This is a genomic window from Janthinobacterium sp. PC23-8 (genome assembly GCF_002250505.1).
Taxonomy (GTDB): domain Bacteria; phylum Pseudomonadota; class Gammaproteobacteria; order Burkholderiales; family Burkholderiaceae_D; genus Janthinobacterium.
In genome coordinates, this window is sequence record NZ_NJGY01000002.1 from 114,317 (window position 1) to 129,590 (window position 15,274).

The window sequence follows — 15,274 nt, forward strand, 5'->3', positions numbered from 1 at the left end:
TTAACCTGAGGGTAATGAACATGGTAGCAGCTTGATTGTAGCGGCACCGCCTTTTCACTATCTTGGAGACTCGATAGCTAAGAGGGGAGGCAATATGTCAACCGCCACACAGGCGCCACCGCAGCGAAAGCGGTGGGATACCCGCCGCACAGAGAAGCGCCGGCGCCTCGATGCCGTGCGCCATTTTGCGAACGGACCGGTGCTGCAACAGGGCGATATGGTGGCCGTGCTGGAAGCCTTGCTGGCGCCCGGTGACCGGGTCGTCCTGGAAGGCAATAACCAGAAGCAGGCGGACTTCCTGGCCCGCATGCTGGCCAGGGTCGATCCGGACAAGATCAACCATCTGCACCTGATCATGCCCAGCGTCAGCCTGCCCGAGCACCTGGACCTGTTCGAACGCGGCATCGCCAGGAAACTCGATTTCTCGTTTGCCGGCACGCAAAGCCTGCGCATCGCCCAGTTCCTGCAGGATGGCCTGCTGGAAGTGGGCGCCATCCACACCTATATCGAATTGTATGCGCGCCTGTTCGTCGACCTGACGCCCAACGTCGTGATGGTGGCCGGCTATATGGCCGACCGCCAGGGCAATCTGTACACGGGCCCCAGCACCGAGGATACGCCGACCCTGGTCGAAGCGGCGGCCTTCCGCGACGGCATCGTGATCGCGCAAGTGAACCGGATCGTCGACGATGTCAGCGATTTGCCCAGGGTCGACGTGCCCGGCTCGTGGATCGACTTCGTGGTCGAAGCGGACAAGCCGTTTTTTATCGAACCCTTGTTTACCCGCGACCCGCGCGTGATCAAGCCGGTGCATGTGCTGATGGCGATGATGGCGATTCGCGGCGTGTATGAAAAACACCAGGTGCAGTCGCTCAATCACGGCATCGGCTTCAATACCGCCGCCATCGAACTGATACTGCCCACCTATGGCGAGAAGCTTGGCCTGAAGGGCAAGATCTGCCGCAACTGGGTGCTCAATCCGCATCCGACCCTGATTCCGGCCATCGAGACGGGCTGGGTCGAGAGCGTGCACTGCTTCGGCGCCGAACTGGGCATGGAAGGCTATGCGGCGGCGCGGCCCGACGTGTTCTTTACGGGCCGCGACGGTTCGATGCGCTCGAACCGCGCGCTATGCCAGCTGGCCGGCCAGTATGCGGTCGACCTGTTTATCGGCGCCACCCTGCAGATGGACGGCGTGGGCAACTCGTCCACCGTCACCAACGGCCGGCTGGCCGGCTTTGGCGGCGCGCCCAATATGGGCCACGACCCGCACGGCCGGCGCCATGCTACCCCGGCCTGGCTGGACCTGATCGAGACCGACGATCCGCTCGCGCGCGGCAGGAAGCTGGTGGTGCAGATGGTCGAAACGTTCCAGGACGGCGGCCAGCCGACCATTGTCGAATCGCTCGATGCGGTGGCCGTGGGCAAGGCCAGCGGCATGCCGCTGGCGCCCGTGATGATCTATGGCGACGACGTGACCCATGTGCTGACGGAAGAAGGCATCGCCTATCTGTACAAGGCACGCTCGCTCGACGAACGCAAGGCCATGCTGGCGGCCGTCGCCGGTGTGACGCCGATCGGCCTGCGCCACGACCCGAAAACCACGGCAAAACTGCGCAGCGACGGCCTGATCGCGCTGCCCGAGGATATCGGCGTGCAGCGCGGCGAGGCAAGCCGCTCGCTGCTGGCCGCAAAAAGCATCGCCGACCTGGTCGAATGGTCCGACGGCCTGTATCAACCGCCCGCCAAATTCAGGAGCTGGTAATGAACACAATAACGACGAAAACCACTTCATTGGCGCGCCAGGTGCTGCAGGCGCTGCTCGACGAAGTGACCCTGACGCCCAAACCCGGCCTGGTCGACCTGCGCAGCCGTGGTGCGCACCAGGACTTGAACTGGGCCTTGATGTGCCACTCGGCCTGCGCGCTGCAACCGGTATTCCAGGCCATGGCCGATGCTGGTGCGGCAATCGACGATGACGACGCCCTGCGCCAGCGCATCGGCGCCATCGGCCGCGACGGCGAGGCGGTGATGATGGCAGCCACTGGTGGCGTCAATACCCATCGCGGCGCGATCTGGGCGCTGGGCCTCCTGGCGACGGCGGCGGCGCAGCTCGACGCGCGTGGTGACTCGCTGGCACCGCAAGCCGTGGCGGCGCGGGCCGGCGCCCTGGCGCGCCTGACGGACCGTGGCGCACCTGGCGCGACCGGCAACAAGGGCGAACTGGCCTGCCGCCAGTACAGGGTAGGCGGCGCGCGCGGCCAGGCCCGGGCCGGTTTTCCGCTTGTTCTTGACGCTGGCTTGCCGGCCTTGCGTGCCGCGCGTGCGCGCGGCGACAACGAAACCACGGCGCGCCTGAACGCCTTGCTGGCGATTGTCGCCAGCCTGGACGACACCTGCGTGCTGTCGCGCGGCGGCGTGGATGCCTTGCTGGTGGTGCAAGCGGGCGCGGCAACGGTGCTGGCGGCCGGCGGCGCCGGCACCCGGGCCGGCACCCGGGCGCTGCTGGCGCTGGAAGCGGCGATGCTGGAACTGAATGTCTCGCCGGGCGGCGCGGCCGACTTGCTGGCGGCGACCCTGTTTCTCGATAGCCTGGAAGAAGGAGAGCAACATGGAAAAGCGTGACTATACCTTTCCCGCCGGGCAGCCGGCGGCAGGGCGGGCGCTGGCCGGCGTGGTCGGCTCGGGCGACCTCGAAGTGCTGCTGCAGCCGGGCAGCGCTGGCGTGACGCGCATCGTGGTCAACACCTCGGTCGACGGCAAGGGGGCAGTGTGGGATGCGCTGCTGGCGCGCGTGTTTACGGGCGAGCCGCTGCCGGCGGCCAGCATCGTCATCAACGACTGCGGCGCCACGCCGGGCGTGGTGCGCCTGCGCATCGAACAGGCTTATGAAGATATCCAGCCGGAGGGCCAGCCATGAGCAGCATCGAACAACTTTTGCAGCGCGACAGTTTTATCGAACGCGGCGCGCGCAGCCGGGCCAAAGCCCTGCTGGACGCGGGCAGCATGCGCGAACTGCTCGACCCGTTCTGCGGCCTCGCTTCGCCATGGCTGCCGCAGCAGGGCGTGACCGCCCAGGCTGACGACGGCGTGGTGGTGGCCAAGGGCCTGTTCGACGGCCAGCCGGCCGTGGTGCTGGCCATCGAAGGCGGCTACCAGGGCGGCAGCATGGGCGAAGTCGGTGGCGCAAAAATCGCCGGCGCGCTGGAACTGGCGGCGCGCGACAACCGCCATGGCGTGCCGACGCGCGCCGTGATCCTGTTCGAAACGGGCGGCGTGCGCCTGCAGGAAGCCAACCTGGGCCTGGCCGCGATTGCCGAGATCCAGGCCGCCATCGTCGACCTGCGCCGCTACCAGCCGGTGATCGGCATCACGGCCGGCACGGTCGGCTGCTACGGCGGCATGTCGATTGCGGCGGGCCTGTGCAGCTATCTGGTGGTCACGCGCGAAGCGCGGCTGGGCTTGAATGGCCCTGCCGTGATCGAGCAGGAGGCGGGCGTGGAGGAATTCGATTCGCGCAACAAACCGTTTATCTGGAGCCTGACGGGCGGCGAGCAGCGCTTTTGCACGGGCCTGGCCGACGCTTACGTCGAGGACGACACGGCGCAGATCCGCGCCACGGTGGCCGGGCTGTTCCTGCGCGGCGTACCGCGCCAGCACCGCAGCGAGCAAGCGGAGCAATTCCTGGCGCGCCTGCTTGAAATCGACGCCACCATGCAAGCCACGCCAGAGGCCGTGCGCGGCATCTATCGCAACGACAGCAAAGGAGATGCCTCATGAACCACGCGACAGACAATAGCCGCGGCGCCGTCTGGCTGGCGGCCCTGACGGGCGACGCCACGGCGCTGCCCGACTATCCGCCGTCGGTGCGGGTAGTCGACGCGCCGCTGGCAGGCGAGACGGCGCGCTATCTCGCCGTGCTGCCCGACCCCGGCAACCGTTTTACGCGCGCCCGCACGGGCGAAATCGGCCTGGTCGAAGGCTGGCAGCTGGCGCGCGCGGTGCAGCAGGCGGTGCTGGAAGACCGCGATCTGCCCGTAAAACGGCCGATTGTCGCCGTGATCGACGTCGCCAGCCAGGCCTATGGCCGGCGCGAGGAAGCCTATGGCATCCACCAGGCGCTGGCCGGCGCGGCGGGTGCGTATGCCCAAGCGCGGCTGGCCGGCCATCCCGTGATCGGCCTGATCGTCGGCAAGGCCATGTCGGGCGCTTTCCTGGCGCACGGCTACCAGGCCAACCGCCTGATCGCGCTCGACGATCCGCAGGTAATGGTGCATGCCATGGGCAAGGCCTCGGCCGCGCGCATCACCTTGCGCACGGTGGAAGCGCTCGAAGCGCTGGCAGCGACCATCGCGCCGATGGCCTATGACGTCAAGAACTACGCCACGCTGGGCCTGCTGTGGCGGACGTTGACGGTGGCGCAGCCCGATGCGCCGTCAAACGGGGACGTGGCGCAGGTGGCCGCCAGTTTGCAGGCGGCCCTCGGCGATATTCGTCTTGACCCCGAGCGGGGCCTGGCAAGCCGGCTCGGTGCGCCGCATCGCCAGGCCTCGGCGAAAGTACGGGAGGTGTTGCGGCAGCAGTGGTAAGCGTATTGGTAGCAAAAGAGAAGACAGCCTAGTCATTCCATTCCCATAAAGGAGACACACCATGATCATTTACGGAACCGCATTACTGGCCTTGTGCCATTTGCTCGGCATTTTCCTCGGCGACCTGCTCGGGCAACTGATGGGCGTGAAAACCAATGTCGGCGGGGTTGGCATCGCCATGCTGCTGCTGATCTGCGCGCGGCTGTATATGCAGCGGCGCGCATGGCTGCCGCAGATGACCGAACGCGGCGTCGAATACTGGGGCGCCATGTATATTCCGGTGGTGGTCGCCATGGCGGCCCAGCAGGATGTGGTGGCGGCGCTGCGCGGCGGGCCGGTGGCGGTGCTCGCTGCCATCGGCTCGGTGGTCATATGCGCCGGCGTCATTTCCCTGATCAACCGTGCTGAAAATCCCGCCTCGGTCGCTGCCGCCGAAGCATCCATGCCCAAGGAGCCGCGTCATGCTTGAGATCTTTGAAAAAGCCGCCATTCATAACGGCCTGGTGACCGCGTTCGCCTTTGTCGGCCTGATCATGCTGCTGTCGGTGGCGCTGTCCAGATACCTGACCATGGGCCGCGTGCACGGCTCGGCGATCGCCATTGTGATCGGCCTGGGGCTGGCCTATTGGGGCGGCGTGCATAGCGGCGGCCACAAGGGCCTGGCCGATCTGTCGCTGTTCGGCGGCATCGGCCTGATGGGCGGCGCCATGCTGCGCGACTTCGCCATCGTTGCCACGGCTTTCGAAGTGCAGGCCACCGAGGCGCGCAAGGCGGGCCTGATCGGCGTGGTGGCGCTGATGCTGGGCGTGGTGCTGCCGTTCCTGGTCGGCGCGAGCGTCGCGTATGCCTTTGGTTATTCCGACGCCGTCAGCATGACCACCATCGGCGCCGGCGCCGTCACCTATATCGTGGGCCCGGTCACGGGCGCGGCCATCGGCGCGACGTCCGACGTGATGGCGCTCAGCATCGCCGCAGGTCTTATCAAGGCCATCCTGGTGATGGTGGGCACGCCGGCTGCCGCGCGCTTCCTGCGCCTGAAAACACCGCGCTCGGCAATGGTGTTCGGCGGCCTGGCCGGCACTGTTTCCGGCGTGTCGGCCGGTCTTGCCGCCACTGACCGCCGGCTGGTGCCGTATGGCGCGCTGGTGGCGACGTTCCATACGGGCCTTGGCTGTTTGCTGGGGCCGTCGCTGCTGTTCTTTGCCGTCAAGGCGGTGGTGGCCTGATGCACGGCTACCGGGCGCATGATCTGCTTTGGGTCGATGCGGTGACGGCAGCACCGCCGTGGGCAAGCCAGGAATGGTTGCGACAAGCGCCGCTGGTCGTGCGCCGCGCCGCGACTGCTCCGTACCGTATCCCGGTAGGCATGCGGGGCCAGCTGCGCAGCGAGCGCCATGCTTGCGAGATCGAGGCGGCCAACATTTTGCGTTGCGTGACGCCGGAGATGCTGGCGGCCGTGCCGTTCGACGGTGGGGCTTGCGCTGCGCTGTCCGCCCTGCGCACGGTGGCGCCGCTGCTGGACGCCACCGGCTGGGCCTGGGGGCCGACCGGCGGCGTCGGCTTTGCGCTGGCCACAGGTTTACCCGTGCTGCGCGAAGATAGCGACCTGGACCTGGTGCTGCGTTTGCCGGCGCCACCCGATGCGGCGCAGACCGAGGCGCTGCGAACGATTGCCACCGCCGTCACCACTTGCCGGCTCGACCTGCAGATCGACACCGGCCATGGCGGTTTTGCCTGGGCCGAATGGGCCGCCGGACGCTCGAAGATCCTGTTGAAAACGAACCGGGGGCCACTGCTGACGGCCACGCCATGGGAGCCTCTATGAGCGTGATGTTATGAGCGTGTTGTATACCTTTCCCGGGCAGGGCGCCCAGCGCGCCGGCATGCTCCATGCGCTGCCGGACGACGCGGCGGTGGCTGCGACCGTGGCGCAAGCGGCCGAGACGCTGGGTAGCGATCCCCTGTTGCTCGATACAGAGTCCGCGCTCGCTTCGACGCGGGCCGCCCAACTGTGCCTGCTGATCGCCGGCGTGGCGATGGCGCGCTCGCTGGCGGCGCATGGCGCCGTGCCCGCGATGGTGGCCGGTTTTTCCATCGGCGAGTATGCGGCGGCGGTGGTGGCCGGCGCCCTCGATTTTGCCGACGCCGTGCATCTGGTGGCGCGGCGCGGCCAGCTGATGGAGCAAGCCTACCCCAGCGGCCATGGCATGGCGGCGATTATCGGTCTCGACAGCGCGCAACTCGAAGCATTGGTGGCCAAGGTCCACAGCGCTGCCACACCCGTCCATATCGCCAACCTGAACGCGCGGCGGCAGATCGCCATCGCCGGCAGCGACGCCGGGCTGCAGGCCGTGATGGCGCTGGCCTTGGCCAACGGCGCCAGCAGGGCCGAACGGCTGGCCGTCAGCGTGCCCTCGCATAGCCCGCTGTTCGATGCTGCCGCGCAGCAACTGCAGGCGGCCTTCGAGAACGTCACCGTGCGCCGGCCGCAACTGGTGTATTTGAGCAGCAGCGCGGCGCGCGCCCTGTTCGACCCGGAGCGCATCGGCGACAGCCTGGCTTTCAATATGGCGCGGCGCGTGCATTGGGTCGATACCGTGCGCCTGGCCTGGGAAAGGGGCGCGCGGCTGGCCGTGGAAATGCCACCCGGCAGCGTCCTGACGCGTTTGACGGCGCCCGAGTTTGGCGATGGCGTGGCGATGTCCTGCGATGGCAACCGCATCGAGAACATTTTGACGATGGTGAGCAAGGTGGGCGGCGGATCGCGATGATATTCGTATGCACGAGCTTGACGCCGAGCCAATGGCCCGCAGGCGGATCGTCGGCTGCCGCTACGGCATCGACGGACCAGCCGGATCGGGGAATCCGGCACTTCTGCCGAGCTGCTTGACGGTATAGCCGTTGCGCCCGGACCGTTTGGTGTCATATAACGCCGCATCCGCGTGCTGTAGCAGGACACCAAGCTGGGGCGGCGGCGGCCGCGTCACGACAAGCCCGATGCTGGTCGTGACCGCCAACTGAAGCCCGTTGTAGTCGAACGGGAATCGGATTGCCCGAAGAATGTTTTCAGCCACGCTGGCTATCGATTCTGCTGATTCGACACGCCCTATCAAAACCACGAACTCGTCGCCTGCCAGCCTGAACGCCTGGTCGGTTGATCTCAGGCTTTCTTTCAGGCGCCTGGCAAACTCCTGAAGTACCGCGTCGCCGGCAGCGTGACCATGCGTGTCGTTGATGGTCTTGAAGTGATCAATGTCCAGGAAACCGATCGCAAGCAGATGATTCGTGATATTGGCTTGCTCAGCTGCCACTTCGATTTCTTGCTCGAACTGCCGGCGATTTCCAAGGCCGGTTAACGAATCTGTCTGGCTCAGGGCTCTCAGCCGCTGCTCCGCGGCCTCTCGCTTCACCGACAAGGAATGAAATGCACGGCCCAGCGCGCCAACTTCATCTTGACGATCCAGGTCCAGCACATCGATGCTGGCTTTTTCGTGTTCAACCGCGTAAACGTGTTGGTGCAACGCTTTCAGTGGCCTGATGAGGCGTTCTATCGTTGCCCAGCCAACCGTGCCTGCCACAAAACCGATCGCGATCGTTGCGATCCAGGCGAACCGCCGTGCCCTGGCAATTCCTGCGAATGCTTCTGCTGCCGGATAGACCGAGCCCAGAACCCATTGAGGATGCTGCATCTGTTTGTAGGCCAGGATGCCAGGCACCCCTGTTTTACTTTCGGCCAAAGTCCATCCTTCCCAGCCGTCCATCGCTGACTTGGTGGCGTCAACAACCTTTCCAGCTTCCTTGTTCACGTTATGCGTCAGCCGGGATCGGTCCGGGTGATGCAAAATCATCCCTTTTCTGCTGATCGCAAACAGATATCCGGTGGAGCCTGCACCAAGACCTTTGATTTTCCCGAAAAACACAGGATCGGACAAGTCGATACTGCCGGCGAGCACCTGCTCCACGTCACCCTGACTGCCCAACAGCGGCTCGGTAATCAAGACAACTGGACGCTCGGAAAGGCGGCTCACAAACGGTTGCGAGATGACACCGCGTTTTGTCCTCAAGGTATCGATCAAATATTCCCTGTTATCGTAAGGCCCCCGTCCCACGTTAGCCGGCGTTATCAGATCAGCCTTGACCCATCCATGGGAGTCCAGGATCGCAACGTTCGAGAACGACGAGCGCAGATTCGGGTGGCGCTCCAACAGCGCCTGCAGAGACTCTTTCCTGTTACGAGCGGGTGCCTGAATTTCTTCAGCGATGATGCGGAGAACGACTTGTTTGTTGACAAGTTCGGCTTCAAGATGCGAGGCCGCACTTTTTAGCAGGCCATACTGTTGCCGGCCCGTTGTATCTATCGCATCACGGTAGGCGATCTCCAGGGCGACTGCGGCTACTAGCGTGCTCGACAGCGCGACGAGTACGACGACTGCAACAGTCAGGCGCCCCTTGAGAGACGAAGGAAGTATCGCAAAGTCAAATGAAAAGCGTTTGCCCATGTGCACGGCTGTCACTGTGTTCAGGTCAGTATCACCTATTGTATCGACAGTATGCCAAGCTTGGCCAAGCTCCGTCGCACGCTGGCAAAGCATCAGCTCGCCAAACGCGCATTTACAAAGTGCATGGCCAGGCGGGTGACCGCCATGGCACGTCGCCACAGTGCATTACAGTCGTCCCGTCAACCCCAGCTGGAACCCCCGGCCCGGCAAGGGCGCGATATATTTCAGTGGCGAATTGTGCGGCCGGGCTTCCTGGTCGAGCAGGTTGGCGGCGCTGACAAACACCTCGATCTGCTTCACGCCGGAATTGCTCAACTGGAAGGCGCGGCTCAGTTGCAAGTTCACCAGGGTGTAGCCGTCGAGCGGCACTTCCTCGCCCACGCTCCTGCCCAGGTACTTCTGCCGGTCGTAGCGGGTGCCTGACGCGCTCGCTTTCCAGCCCTGGTTTTCCCACTGCAGGTTGGCGCCGTAGCGGTTGGTCGGCATATTGGGCAGGTATTCGCCGTCGTTGTGGGCGCGCAGCGAGTCGGGCTTGTCGGCCTTATTCTTGACCAGGTCGGCGAAGGCAGAGAGGTTCAGCTTGCCGCAGGCACCCAGTTCCAGCGCCTGCGACACATCGAGCTCGAAGCCCCTGAGCGTGGTATCGGTCTGTTTCCAGTATTTCAAGGGCAGGCGGTTGGCCGTTTGCAGTCCCGAGGTGCCAAGGTAGAGGTAGTTGGCGTACTTCATCACATAAGCCGTCGCCGACGCCTTGAAGCCGTGATAGCCGAATAGCCCGGTCAGTTCGGTGTTCCTGGCACGTTCCGCCTTCAGGTTCTGGTTTCCTTCTTCCTGGGTCATGATGGAATAGTGGCGATTGCTGGCGTACAGCTCGTTGACCTCGGGCGCGCGCTGCGAGGACGAGTAGCGCAGCTTCGCGCCAAACAAGCGGCCCAGTTCGGTCGATGCGCCCACGTTATAGCTGTTCAGGCTGAAGTCGCGCTCTTCGAGCCTGGCGTTACTGGCGTTGCGCGAGGTCTTGAAAGCGCTGTTCCTGATAGCGTTGTCCACTTTTTCATGGCGCAAGCCGGCATCGAACGAGGCCCAGTCGAAGTCCAGGTTTTGCTTGACGAACAGGGCGCGGTTGGTGGTATCCACATCGGGCAGGTACCGCTGCGTGCCGCTGCCGGCGATCTGCCTGGCGCGGTAGGACAGGCCCCACAGGCCGCTCAAGGGGCCGGCGCGCCGCTGTGCCAGCAGCAGTTCGGCCTGGTTGGTGTCGAACTGGTAATCGTTCGCCGTGGCTGAGCCGAGGCGTTCTCCCGACGCATTGTTCAGCCGGGATACGCGCAGCTGCGCGCTTTCCAGCAACGCCACCGGCTCGAGCAGCTTGGCCTCCAGCGCATATTTGTCCTGCTTGATCACCACGCCGACCGGCTGCGGCTGCTCAGGATTCGCGCCGAAGGACTTGTTCTCCATCGAAAAGCCGGGTACGCCGTACTTGCTTTCCTTGGCGTCGACGCTGGCGGCGACATAGCCCTGGTCAAAAAAATAGGTCGAACCGATCGCAGCATGGTTATTGCTGGACTGGCTGTTGCCCAGCGTGCCGTGGTAGTCGGGCGTGACGTCGTTGCTGATCTTGTTCTGCACCGTTTTTGGCGTGCCTGGCACATAAGCGGGGTTGGCGGGATTGACCCAGGTCTTGCCCTGCCACACCGAGGTCGGCTTGTTGGTATAAAAGGAAAAATCGCCGTCGGCCCAGTCCGGGTTTTGCTTGATGAACTGTTCGATATACGGCTGCGAGCTTTTATTGTAGACCTGCTGTATCCGGGCCTCTTTCTGGCAACTGTCGGCGAGAAAGGTGTTCACGCCACCGTTGGCCGGGAACAGCCCGCTGTTGCAGACCGACGCCTTGCTGTTGCCGGGAATATCGTACTGGCCGATCTTCTGGAACGACAACTGCACATTGGTCGAGAAGCGCTGCTGGTCGTTGAAGTTCAGGCGCAGGCCCTGGGCGTTGGTGTCGTTGAATCCTTTGCGCAGGACCAGTTCGACTTCCTTTTCCCGCGCTTCCATCTTCCTGGAAATGAGCCCTGAATCGACGTCGACGCTGCCGCCGATGGCATTGCCGCCGAAACGCACGCTGTCGGATGATTTGTTGACGGTGGCGCTACGCACGAACAGCGGATCGAAAGGGATATTGATATCGCCGCTGAGCGCATTCATGCCGAGGATGGACTGGCCGTCTTCGAGGATCTGCACGCGGCTGCCGGACAGGCTGCGAATGACCGGCGCGCCGGCGTTCGGCCCGAAGGCGCTGTTTTGCACGCCCGAAACCTGTTCCAGCATGGCGCCCAGCGTTTTGTTCTGCGCTTGCCTGTTGTCGACAACGGCGACGCTGTCGATGGTCGTGGGCCGGTCTGCCTTGATATTGATGGTCTGCAGGGTGGTCTCGTCGGCTGCATAAGCGTGTGAAAAAGTGGACAGGATGGCGGCTGCAAGGGCGTGATGGCGCATTGATGACTCTGGATAGTGGAGGAGTGGAAACTGGATAAATGCAATTGTGTTGCACTTCGGGCGCAATGGTAGGTGATGTGCAATATTATTGCAAGATAATTGCATTTAATGATTTTCCACGCAACGGGCAACGAGCAGCAAGCCGCTGGCCGTGGCCTGCAGACCTTGCCCGCCATCACTTGCCCCATGTTAAGATGCCACCGAAGGCCTGGGCCAAGGGCCACGGCTATTTCTGACAGTCCATATAAAGCGAGACCGGCATGCGTATCGAGCAGCGCAACAATATCCGCATCAACGAAGCCGTGTCGCCTGCGGATGGCGCCAACACGGCGACCATCGTCTTCGCGCATGGTTTCGGCTGCGACCAGACCATGTGGCGCTATCTGGAGCCGATGTTCCGTGACCGCTACCGCACCGTGCTGTTCGACCTGGTCGGCTGCGGCAACTCGGATTTGTCGGCCTATGATTTCGACAGCTACACCAGTCTGCATGCGCACGCCGGCGATCTGCTGCAAGTGATCAAGGCGGTGGGCGATGGCCCGGTGATCTGCATCGGCCACTCGGTCAGTTCCATGACGGCCCTGCTGGCCTCGATCGCCGAACCGCAGCGCTTTGCCGCGCAGATCATGCTGGCGCCGTCGCCATGCTATATCGACGACCCTGACAGTAATTACCATGGCGGCTTTTCGCGCGCCGATATCGACGACCTGCTCGGCGCCATGGACAGCAATTACCTGGGCTGGGCCGGCACCATGGCGCCGGCCATCATGGGTGCGCCCGAGCAGCCGGCGCTGGGCCAGGAGCTGGCGCACAGCTTTTGCCGCACCGATCCGACTATCGCCCTGCATTTTGCACGCACCACCTTCTTGTCCGACCATAGAGCCGACCTGCCGCGCAACACCACGCCGGCGCTGATCGTGCAATGCGATGACGACTTCATCGCACCGATGCCGGTCGGCGACTACCTGCGCGCCCATCTGCCGCATAGCACCTTGCAGGTGATCGAGAACATGGGCCATTGCCCGCACATGAGCGCGCCGCAAGCCTGCCATGCGCCGATCCGCGCCTTTCTCGATGGCCTCCATCTCTGAAGCGACGCCGTACCGTGAGCTTCCTGCCTGATGTCGAAACCCTGTTCCAGCACGCCGCCTGCGGCTTGCTGCTGTGCGCCGCCGATGGCGTCATTCTCAAGGCCAATTGGACGTTTTGCGGCTGGCTGGGCTACGCCGAGCACGAACTGGTCGGCAAAAAAACGTTGTCGGACCTGCTGACCATCGGCGGGCGCGTGTTTCACCAGACTCACTGGCGCCCGCTGATGCAGCTGCAGGGCAGCGTGGCCGAGGTGCTGCTCGACGTGCGCCCGAGCCAGGGCGAAAAAATACCGATGCTGTTCAACGCCGTGCGGCGCAGGCATGGCGAGGCGCAGTACGACGAGATCGCCGTGTTTGTCGCCACCGACCGCCGCAAGTACGAACAGCATCTGCAACTGGCGCGCAGCGACGCCAGCGCCCTCAATGCGAAGCTGGCACAAGCCGACCGGCGCAAGGACGAATTCCTGGCGACCCTGGCCCATGAGCTGCGCAATCCGCTCGCGCCCATGCGCAATGTGCTTGAAGTACTGAACCTGGCGCAGCTCGACGATCCGCAACTGGACCGGGCGCGCGAGGTGCTGGGGCGCCAGCTCAGGCATATGACCCATCTGGTGGACGACCTGATGGAAGTGTCGCGCATCACCCAGGGCCGGCTGGAACTGCGCCGGCAAAGCGTGCAACTGGCGCCGGTGCTGGACATGGCGCTGCACAGCGTGGCGGCCCTGGCGGCCCAGGCCGGCCACACGGTGCGAGTAGAGCAGCCCCATGACCCCATCTGGCTCGATGCCGACGCCACGCGGCTGTCGCAGATGATTGCCAACCTGCTCACCAATGCCGTCAAGTACACGCCGGCCAACGGCCATATCTGGCTCACCGTCGCGCGCGGCGCTGAAGACGTGATCATCACCGTGCGCGATACCGGCATCGGCATCGCGCCCGAACATCTGGCGACGGTGTTCGACATGTTCTCGCAGCTCGAGCCGGCACTGTCGCGCGCGCAGGGCGGGTTGGGCATCGGCCTGGCGCTGGTGCGCGGCCTGGCGCAGCTGCATGGCGGCAGCGTCTGTGCCCGCAGCGCAGGCGTGGGGCAGGGCAGCGAATTCGAATTGCGCCTGCCGTTGCCGGCCACGCCGCCAGTGATCGCCGCGCCGCCGGCCCGGCGCCAGCCGCAGCCCGGCGAGCGCGCCGGCAAGGTGCTGGTGATCGACGACAATGCCGATGCCGCCGACACCCTGGCGATGGCGCTCGAGATGCTCGGCTATGGCGTCGGCACGGTCTACGATGGTCCGTCCGGCCTCACCCTGGCCGCCGCCTTCGAACCCGATGTGGTGCTGCTCGATATCGGCCTGCCGCACATGAATGGCTACGAGGTGGCGCGCCAGCTGCGCGAGCTGCCTTGCGGGCGCGATGCGATTCTGGTGGCGGTGACCGGCTGGGGCCAGGACAAGGATCGCCAGCTGGCATCGGAGGCGGGCTTTGACCTGCACCTGACCAAGCCGGTCGACTTCGCCGAGCTCGACACGGTATTGCAAAAGATGCTGGCCGCCAGGCCAGCCTGAATCACCTTACAACTATATGTCGCCAGATAAAACCGCATTGCAGCAACGCCTGCCGCCCCGTATTGCCATTCCAGTAACTCCAGAAGCAGCGCTCGCCAAAAAGCAGGCGCGCGAACAGAAAGACGCGCAGGTGCGCGGCGTGGCGTCCATCGCCACCATGCGCGAGGCGATCAGGCGCGCCGCGCGCACCTTGCCGGCAATCACCGAAGTGCCACGCGTAGGGCCACAGGATGCCGCCCGTTTTCGCGCGCTGGCCATGCAAGGCCTGCCTTTGCTGATGACTGGCGCGGCGAAACGCTGGCCCTTGTGCCAGCTCACGCCGCACACCCTGCGCGAGCGCTACAGCCATTTGCCGGTGCGCGCGCGCGTGGGCGACTATATCAATACCGCGTTCGCGCCCGACCGCGCCATGCAGGACATGTCGATGGTCGAATACCTGGATCTGGTGGCGCAGGGCGTGCATGATTTGCCACCCTATCTGGGCAACCTGGAACTGCGCGAACTGAACCGCCTGTGCCACTGGCCCGCGTATTTCGACAAGATCGGCCCGCCGCGCTACTGGCTGGGTCCGGCCGGCACCGTCACGCCGCTGCACTGCGACTACGACGACAATCTGTTCGCGCAAGTATGGGGCAGCAAGCGCATCATCTTGTCGCCGCCGCATCACGACGAATTTTTGTATCCGCGCGAAGCGAACGCCATTCTGTTCGGTTCGCCGTTCGACCCGGAAGCGCCCGACTACGAACGCTTTCCGCTGGCGCGCCAGGCCACCATGATCACATGCATGGTGGAACCGGGCGACATGCTGTACGTGCCGGCCGGCTGGTACCACCAGGTGCGCTCGCTGGCGTTTTCGCTGTCGTCGAACCGCTGGGCCAGGGCCGTGCCGTTTGCCTTGCGTGGCGACGCAGCCTGTACGGACTGCTGAGGATCCGGTGCACATGACGTTCCGCAGACTTGCCCATGCTCAAACCGTCCATCTGGCCAGCTGCGGCCATCCTGAGCGGGCATGCCTGGGATTTTGGCGGGGATAGGCCTGT

Annotated in this window: 14 protein-coding genes; 12 read left to right on the forward strand and 2 right to left on the reverse strand. The window is 64.4% G+C overall.

The window, feature by feature from the left end:
• Positions 1-94: 94 nt before the first annotated feature.
• The 9 genes from mdcA to mdcH all read left to right on the forward strand — a co-directional run bounded on the left by mdcA (position 95) and on the right by mdcH (position 7,360).
• Positions 95-1,765, forward strand: a complete 1,671-nt coding sequence (mdcA, locus tag CD932_RS15660; RefSeq protein WP_094443748.1) for a malonate decarboxylase subunit alpha — start codon at positions 95-97, stop codon at positions 1,763-1,765.
• Complete coding sequence (locus tag CD932_RS15665) at positions 1,765-2,625, forward strand: triphosphoribosyl-dephospho-CoA synthase (protein WP_176461003.1); 861 nt, start codon at positions 1,765-1,767, stop codon at positions 2,623-2,625. The genes mdcA and CD932_RS15665 overlap by 1 nt, the downstream gene beginning before the upstream one ends.
• The gene (locus CD932_RS15670) at positions 2,612-2,920 is read left to right on the forward strand and encodes a malonate decarboxylase subunit delta (RefSeq protein WP_094443750.1); all 309 of its coding nucleotides are present in this window, start codon (positions 2,612-2,614) and stop codon (positions 2,918-2,920) included. Before CD932_RS15665 ends, CD932_RS15670 begins: the two co-directional genes overlap by 14 nt.
• Positions 2,917-3,780, forward strand: coding sequence for a biotin-independent malonate decarboxylase subunit beta (locus CD932_RS15675; protein WP_094443751.1), 864 nt, complete (start codon positions 2,917-2,919; stop codon positions 3,778-3,780). The genes CD932_RS15670 and CD932_RS15675 overlap by 4 nt, the downstream gene beginning before the upstream one ends.
• Positions 3,777-4,589 carry a biotin-independent malonate decarboxylase subunit gamma gene (gene mdcE, locus CD932_RS15680; RefSeq protein WP_094443752.1) on the forward strand — a complete coding sequence of 271 codons (813 nt, stop codon included), beginning with the start codon at positions 3,777-3,779 and terminating at the stop codon, positions 4,587-4,589. The genes CD932_RS15675 and mdcE overlap by 4 nt, the downstream gene beginning before the upstream one ends.
• A gap of 61 nt (positions 4,590-4,650) precedes the next feature.
• Positions 4,651-5,058, forward strand: coding sequence for a malonate transporter subunit MadL (gene madL / locus CD932_RS15685; RefSeq protein WP_094443753.1), 408 nt, complete (start codon positions 4,651-4,653; stop codon positions 5,056-5,058).
• Complete coding sequence (gene madM / locus CD932_RS15690; protein ID WP_094443754.1) at positions 5,051-5,815, forward strand: malonate transporter subunit MadM; 765 nt, start codon at positions 5,051-5,053, stop codon at positions 5,813-5,815. Before madL ends, madM begins: the two co-directional genes overlap by 8 nt.
• The gene (locus tag CD932_RS15695; RefSeq protein ID WP_094443755.1) at positions 5,815-6,414 is read left to right on the forward strand and encodes a malonate decarboxylase holo-ACP synthase; all 600 of its coding nucleotides are present in this window, start codon (positions 5,815-5,817) and stop codon (positions 6,412-6,414) included. The genes madM and CD932_RS15695 overlap by 1 nt, the downstream gene beginning before the upstream one ends.
• A 10-nt stretch (positions 6,415-6,424) precedes the next feature.
• Positions 6,425-7,360, forward strand: a complete 936-nt coding sequence (gene mdcH / locus CD932_RS15700; protein WP_094443756.1) for a malonate decarboxylase subunit epsilon — start codon at positions 6,425-6,427, stop codon at positions 7,358-7,360.
• A gap of 60 nt (positions 7,361-7,420) precedes the next feature.
• Here the strand turns inward: mdcH and CD932_RS15705 are convergent, their stop codons facing one another.
• Together CD932_RS15705 and CD932_RS15710 are read right to left on the reverse strand one after the other, a co-directional pair.
• Positions 7,421-9,088, reverse strand: a complete 1,668-nt coding sequence (locus tag CD932_RS15705; RefSeq protein ID WP_176461004.1) for a sensor domain-containing diguanylate cyclase — start codon at positions 9,086-9,088, stop codon at positions 7,421-7,423.
• Positions 9,089-9,253: 165 nt separating this feature from the next.
• Entirely contained in the window at positions 9,254-11,584 is a 2,331-nt protein-coding gene (locus tag CD932_RS15710) for a TonB-dependent receptor (RefSeq protein ID WP_094443758.1), read from the reverse strand.
• A 260-nt stretch (positions 11,585-11,844) separates the two neighbouring features.
• Here CD932_RS15710 and CD932_RS15715 point away from each other — a divergent pair, with 260 nt between their 5' ends.
• From CD932_RS15715 to CD932_RS15725, 3 genes are read left to right on the forward strand one after another with little or no spacing between them, the layout of a single operon-like run.
• Positions 11,845-12,675 (forward strand): alpha/beta fold hydrolase, encoded by an 831-nt coding sequence (locus tag CD932_RS15715; RefSeq protein ID WP_094443759.1) that lies wholly within the window; start codon positions 11,845-11,847, stop codon positions 12,673-12,675.
• 14 nt (positions 12,676-12,689) lie between these two features.
• Complete coding sequence (locus CD932_RS15720; RefSeq protein WP_094443760.1) at positions 12,690-14,234, forward strand: ATP-binding protein; 1,545 nt, start codon at positions 12,690-12,692, stop codon at positions 14,232-14,234.
• Positions 14,235-14,250: 16 nt separating this feature from the next.
• On the forward strand, positions 14,251-15,162 hold the full coding sequence (locus tag CD932_RS15725) for a cupin-like domain-containing protein (protein ID WP_094443761.1): 912 nt from the start codon (positions 14,251-14,253) through the stop codon (positions 15,160-15,162).
• Positions 15,163-15,274: the final 112 nt, after the last annotated feature.

Coding starts and splice junctions, on each gene's coding strand:
- mdcA (WP_094443748.1), top strand. CDS start 95: ATGTCAACCGCCACACAGGCGCCACCGCAGCGAAAGCGGTGGGATACC.
- CD932_RS15665 (WP_176461003.1), top strand. CDS start 1,765: ATGAACACAATAACGACGAAAACCACTTCATTGGCGCGCCAGGTGCTG.
- CD932_RS15670 (WP_094443750.1), top strand. CDS start 2,612: ATGGAAAAGCGTGACTATACCTTTCCCGCCGGGCAGCCGGCGGCAGGG.
- CD932_RS15675 (WP_094443751.1), top strand. CDS start 2,917: ATGAGCAGCATCGAACAACTTTTGCAGCGCGACAGTTTTATCGAACGC.
- mdcE (WP_094443752.1), top strand. CDS start 3,777: ATGAACCACGCGACAGACAATAGCCGCGGCGCCGTCTGGCTGGCGGCC.
- madL (WP_094443753.1), top strand. CDS start 4,651: ATGATCATTTACGGAACCGCATTACTGGCCTTGTGCCATTTGCTCGGC.
- madM (WP_094443754.1), top strand. CDS start 5,051: ATGCTTGAGATCTTTGAAAAAGCCGCCATTCATAACGGCCTGGTGACC.
- CD932_RS15695 (WP_094443755.1), top strand. CDS start 5,815: ATGCACGGCTACCGGGCGCATGATCTGCTTTGGGTCGATGCGGTGACG.
- mdcH (WP_094443756.1), top strand. CDS start 6,425: ATGAGCGTGTTGTATACCTTTCCCGGGCAGGGCGCCCAGCGCGCCGGC.
- CD932_RS15705 (WP_176461004.1), bottom strand. CDS start 9,088: ATGGGCAAACGCTTTTCATTTGACTTTGCGATACTTCCTTCGTCTCTC.
- CD932_RS15710 (WP_094443758.1), bottom strand. CDS start 11,584: ATGCGCCATCACGCCCTTGCAGCCGCCATCCTGTCCACTTTTTCACAC.
- CD932_RS15715 (WP_094443759.1), top strand. CDS start 11,845: ATGCGTATCGAGCAGCGCAACAATATCCGCATCAACGAAGCCGTGTCG.
- CD932_RS15725 (WP_094443761.1), top strand. CDS start 14,251: ATGTCGCCAGATAAAACCGCATTGCAGCAACGCCTGCCGCCCCGTATT.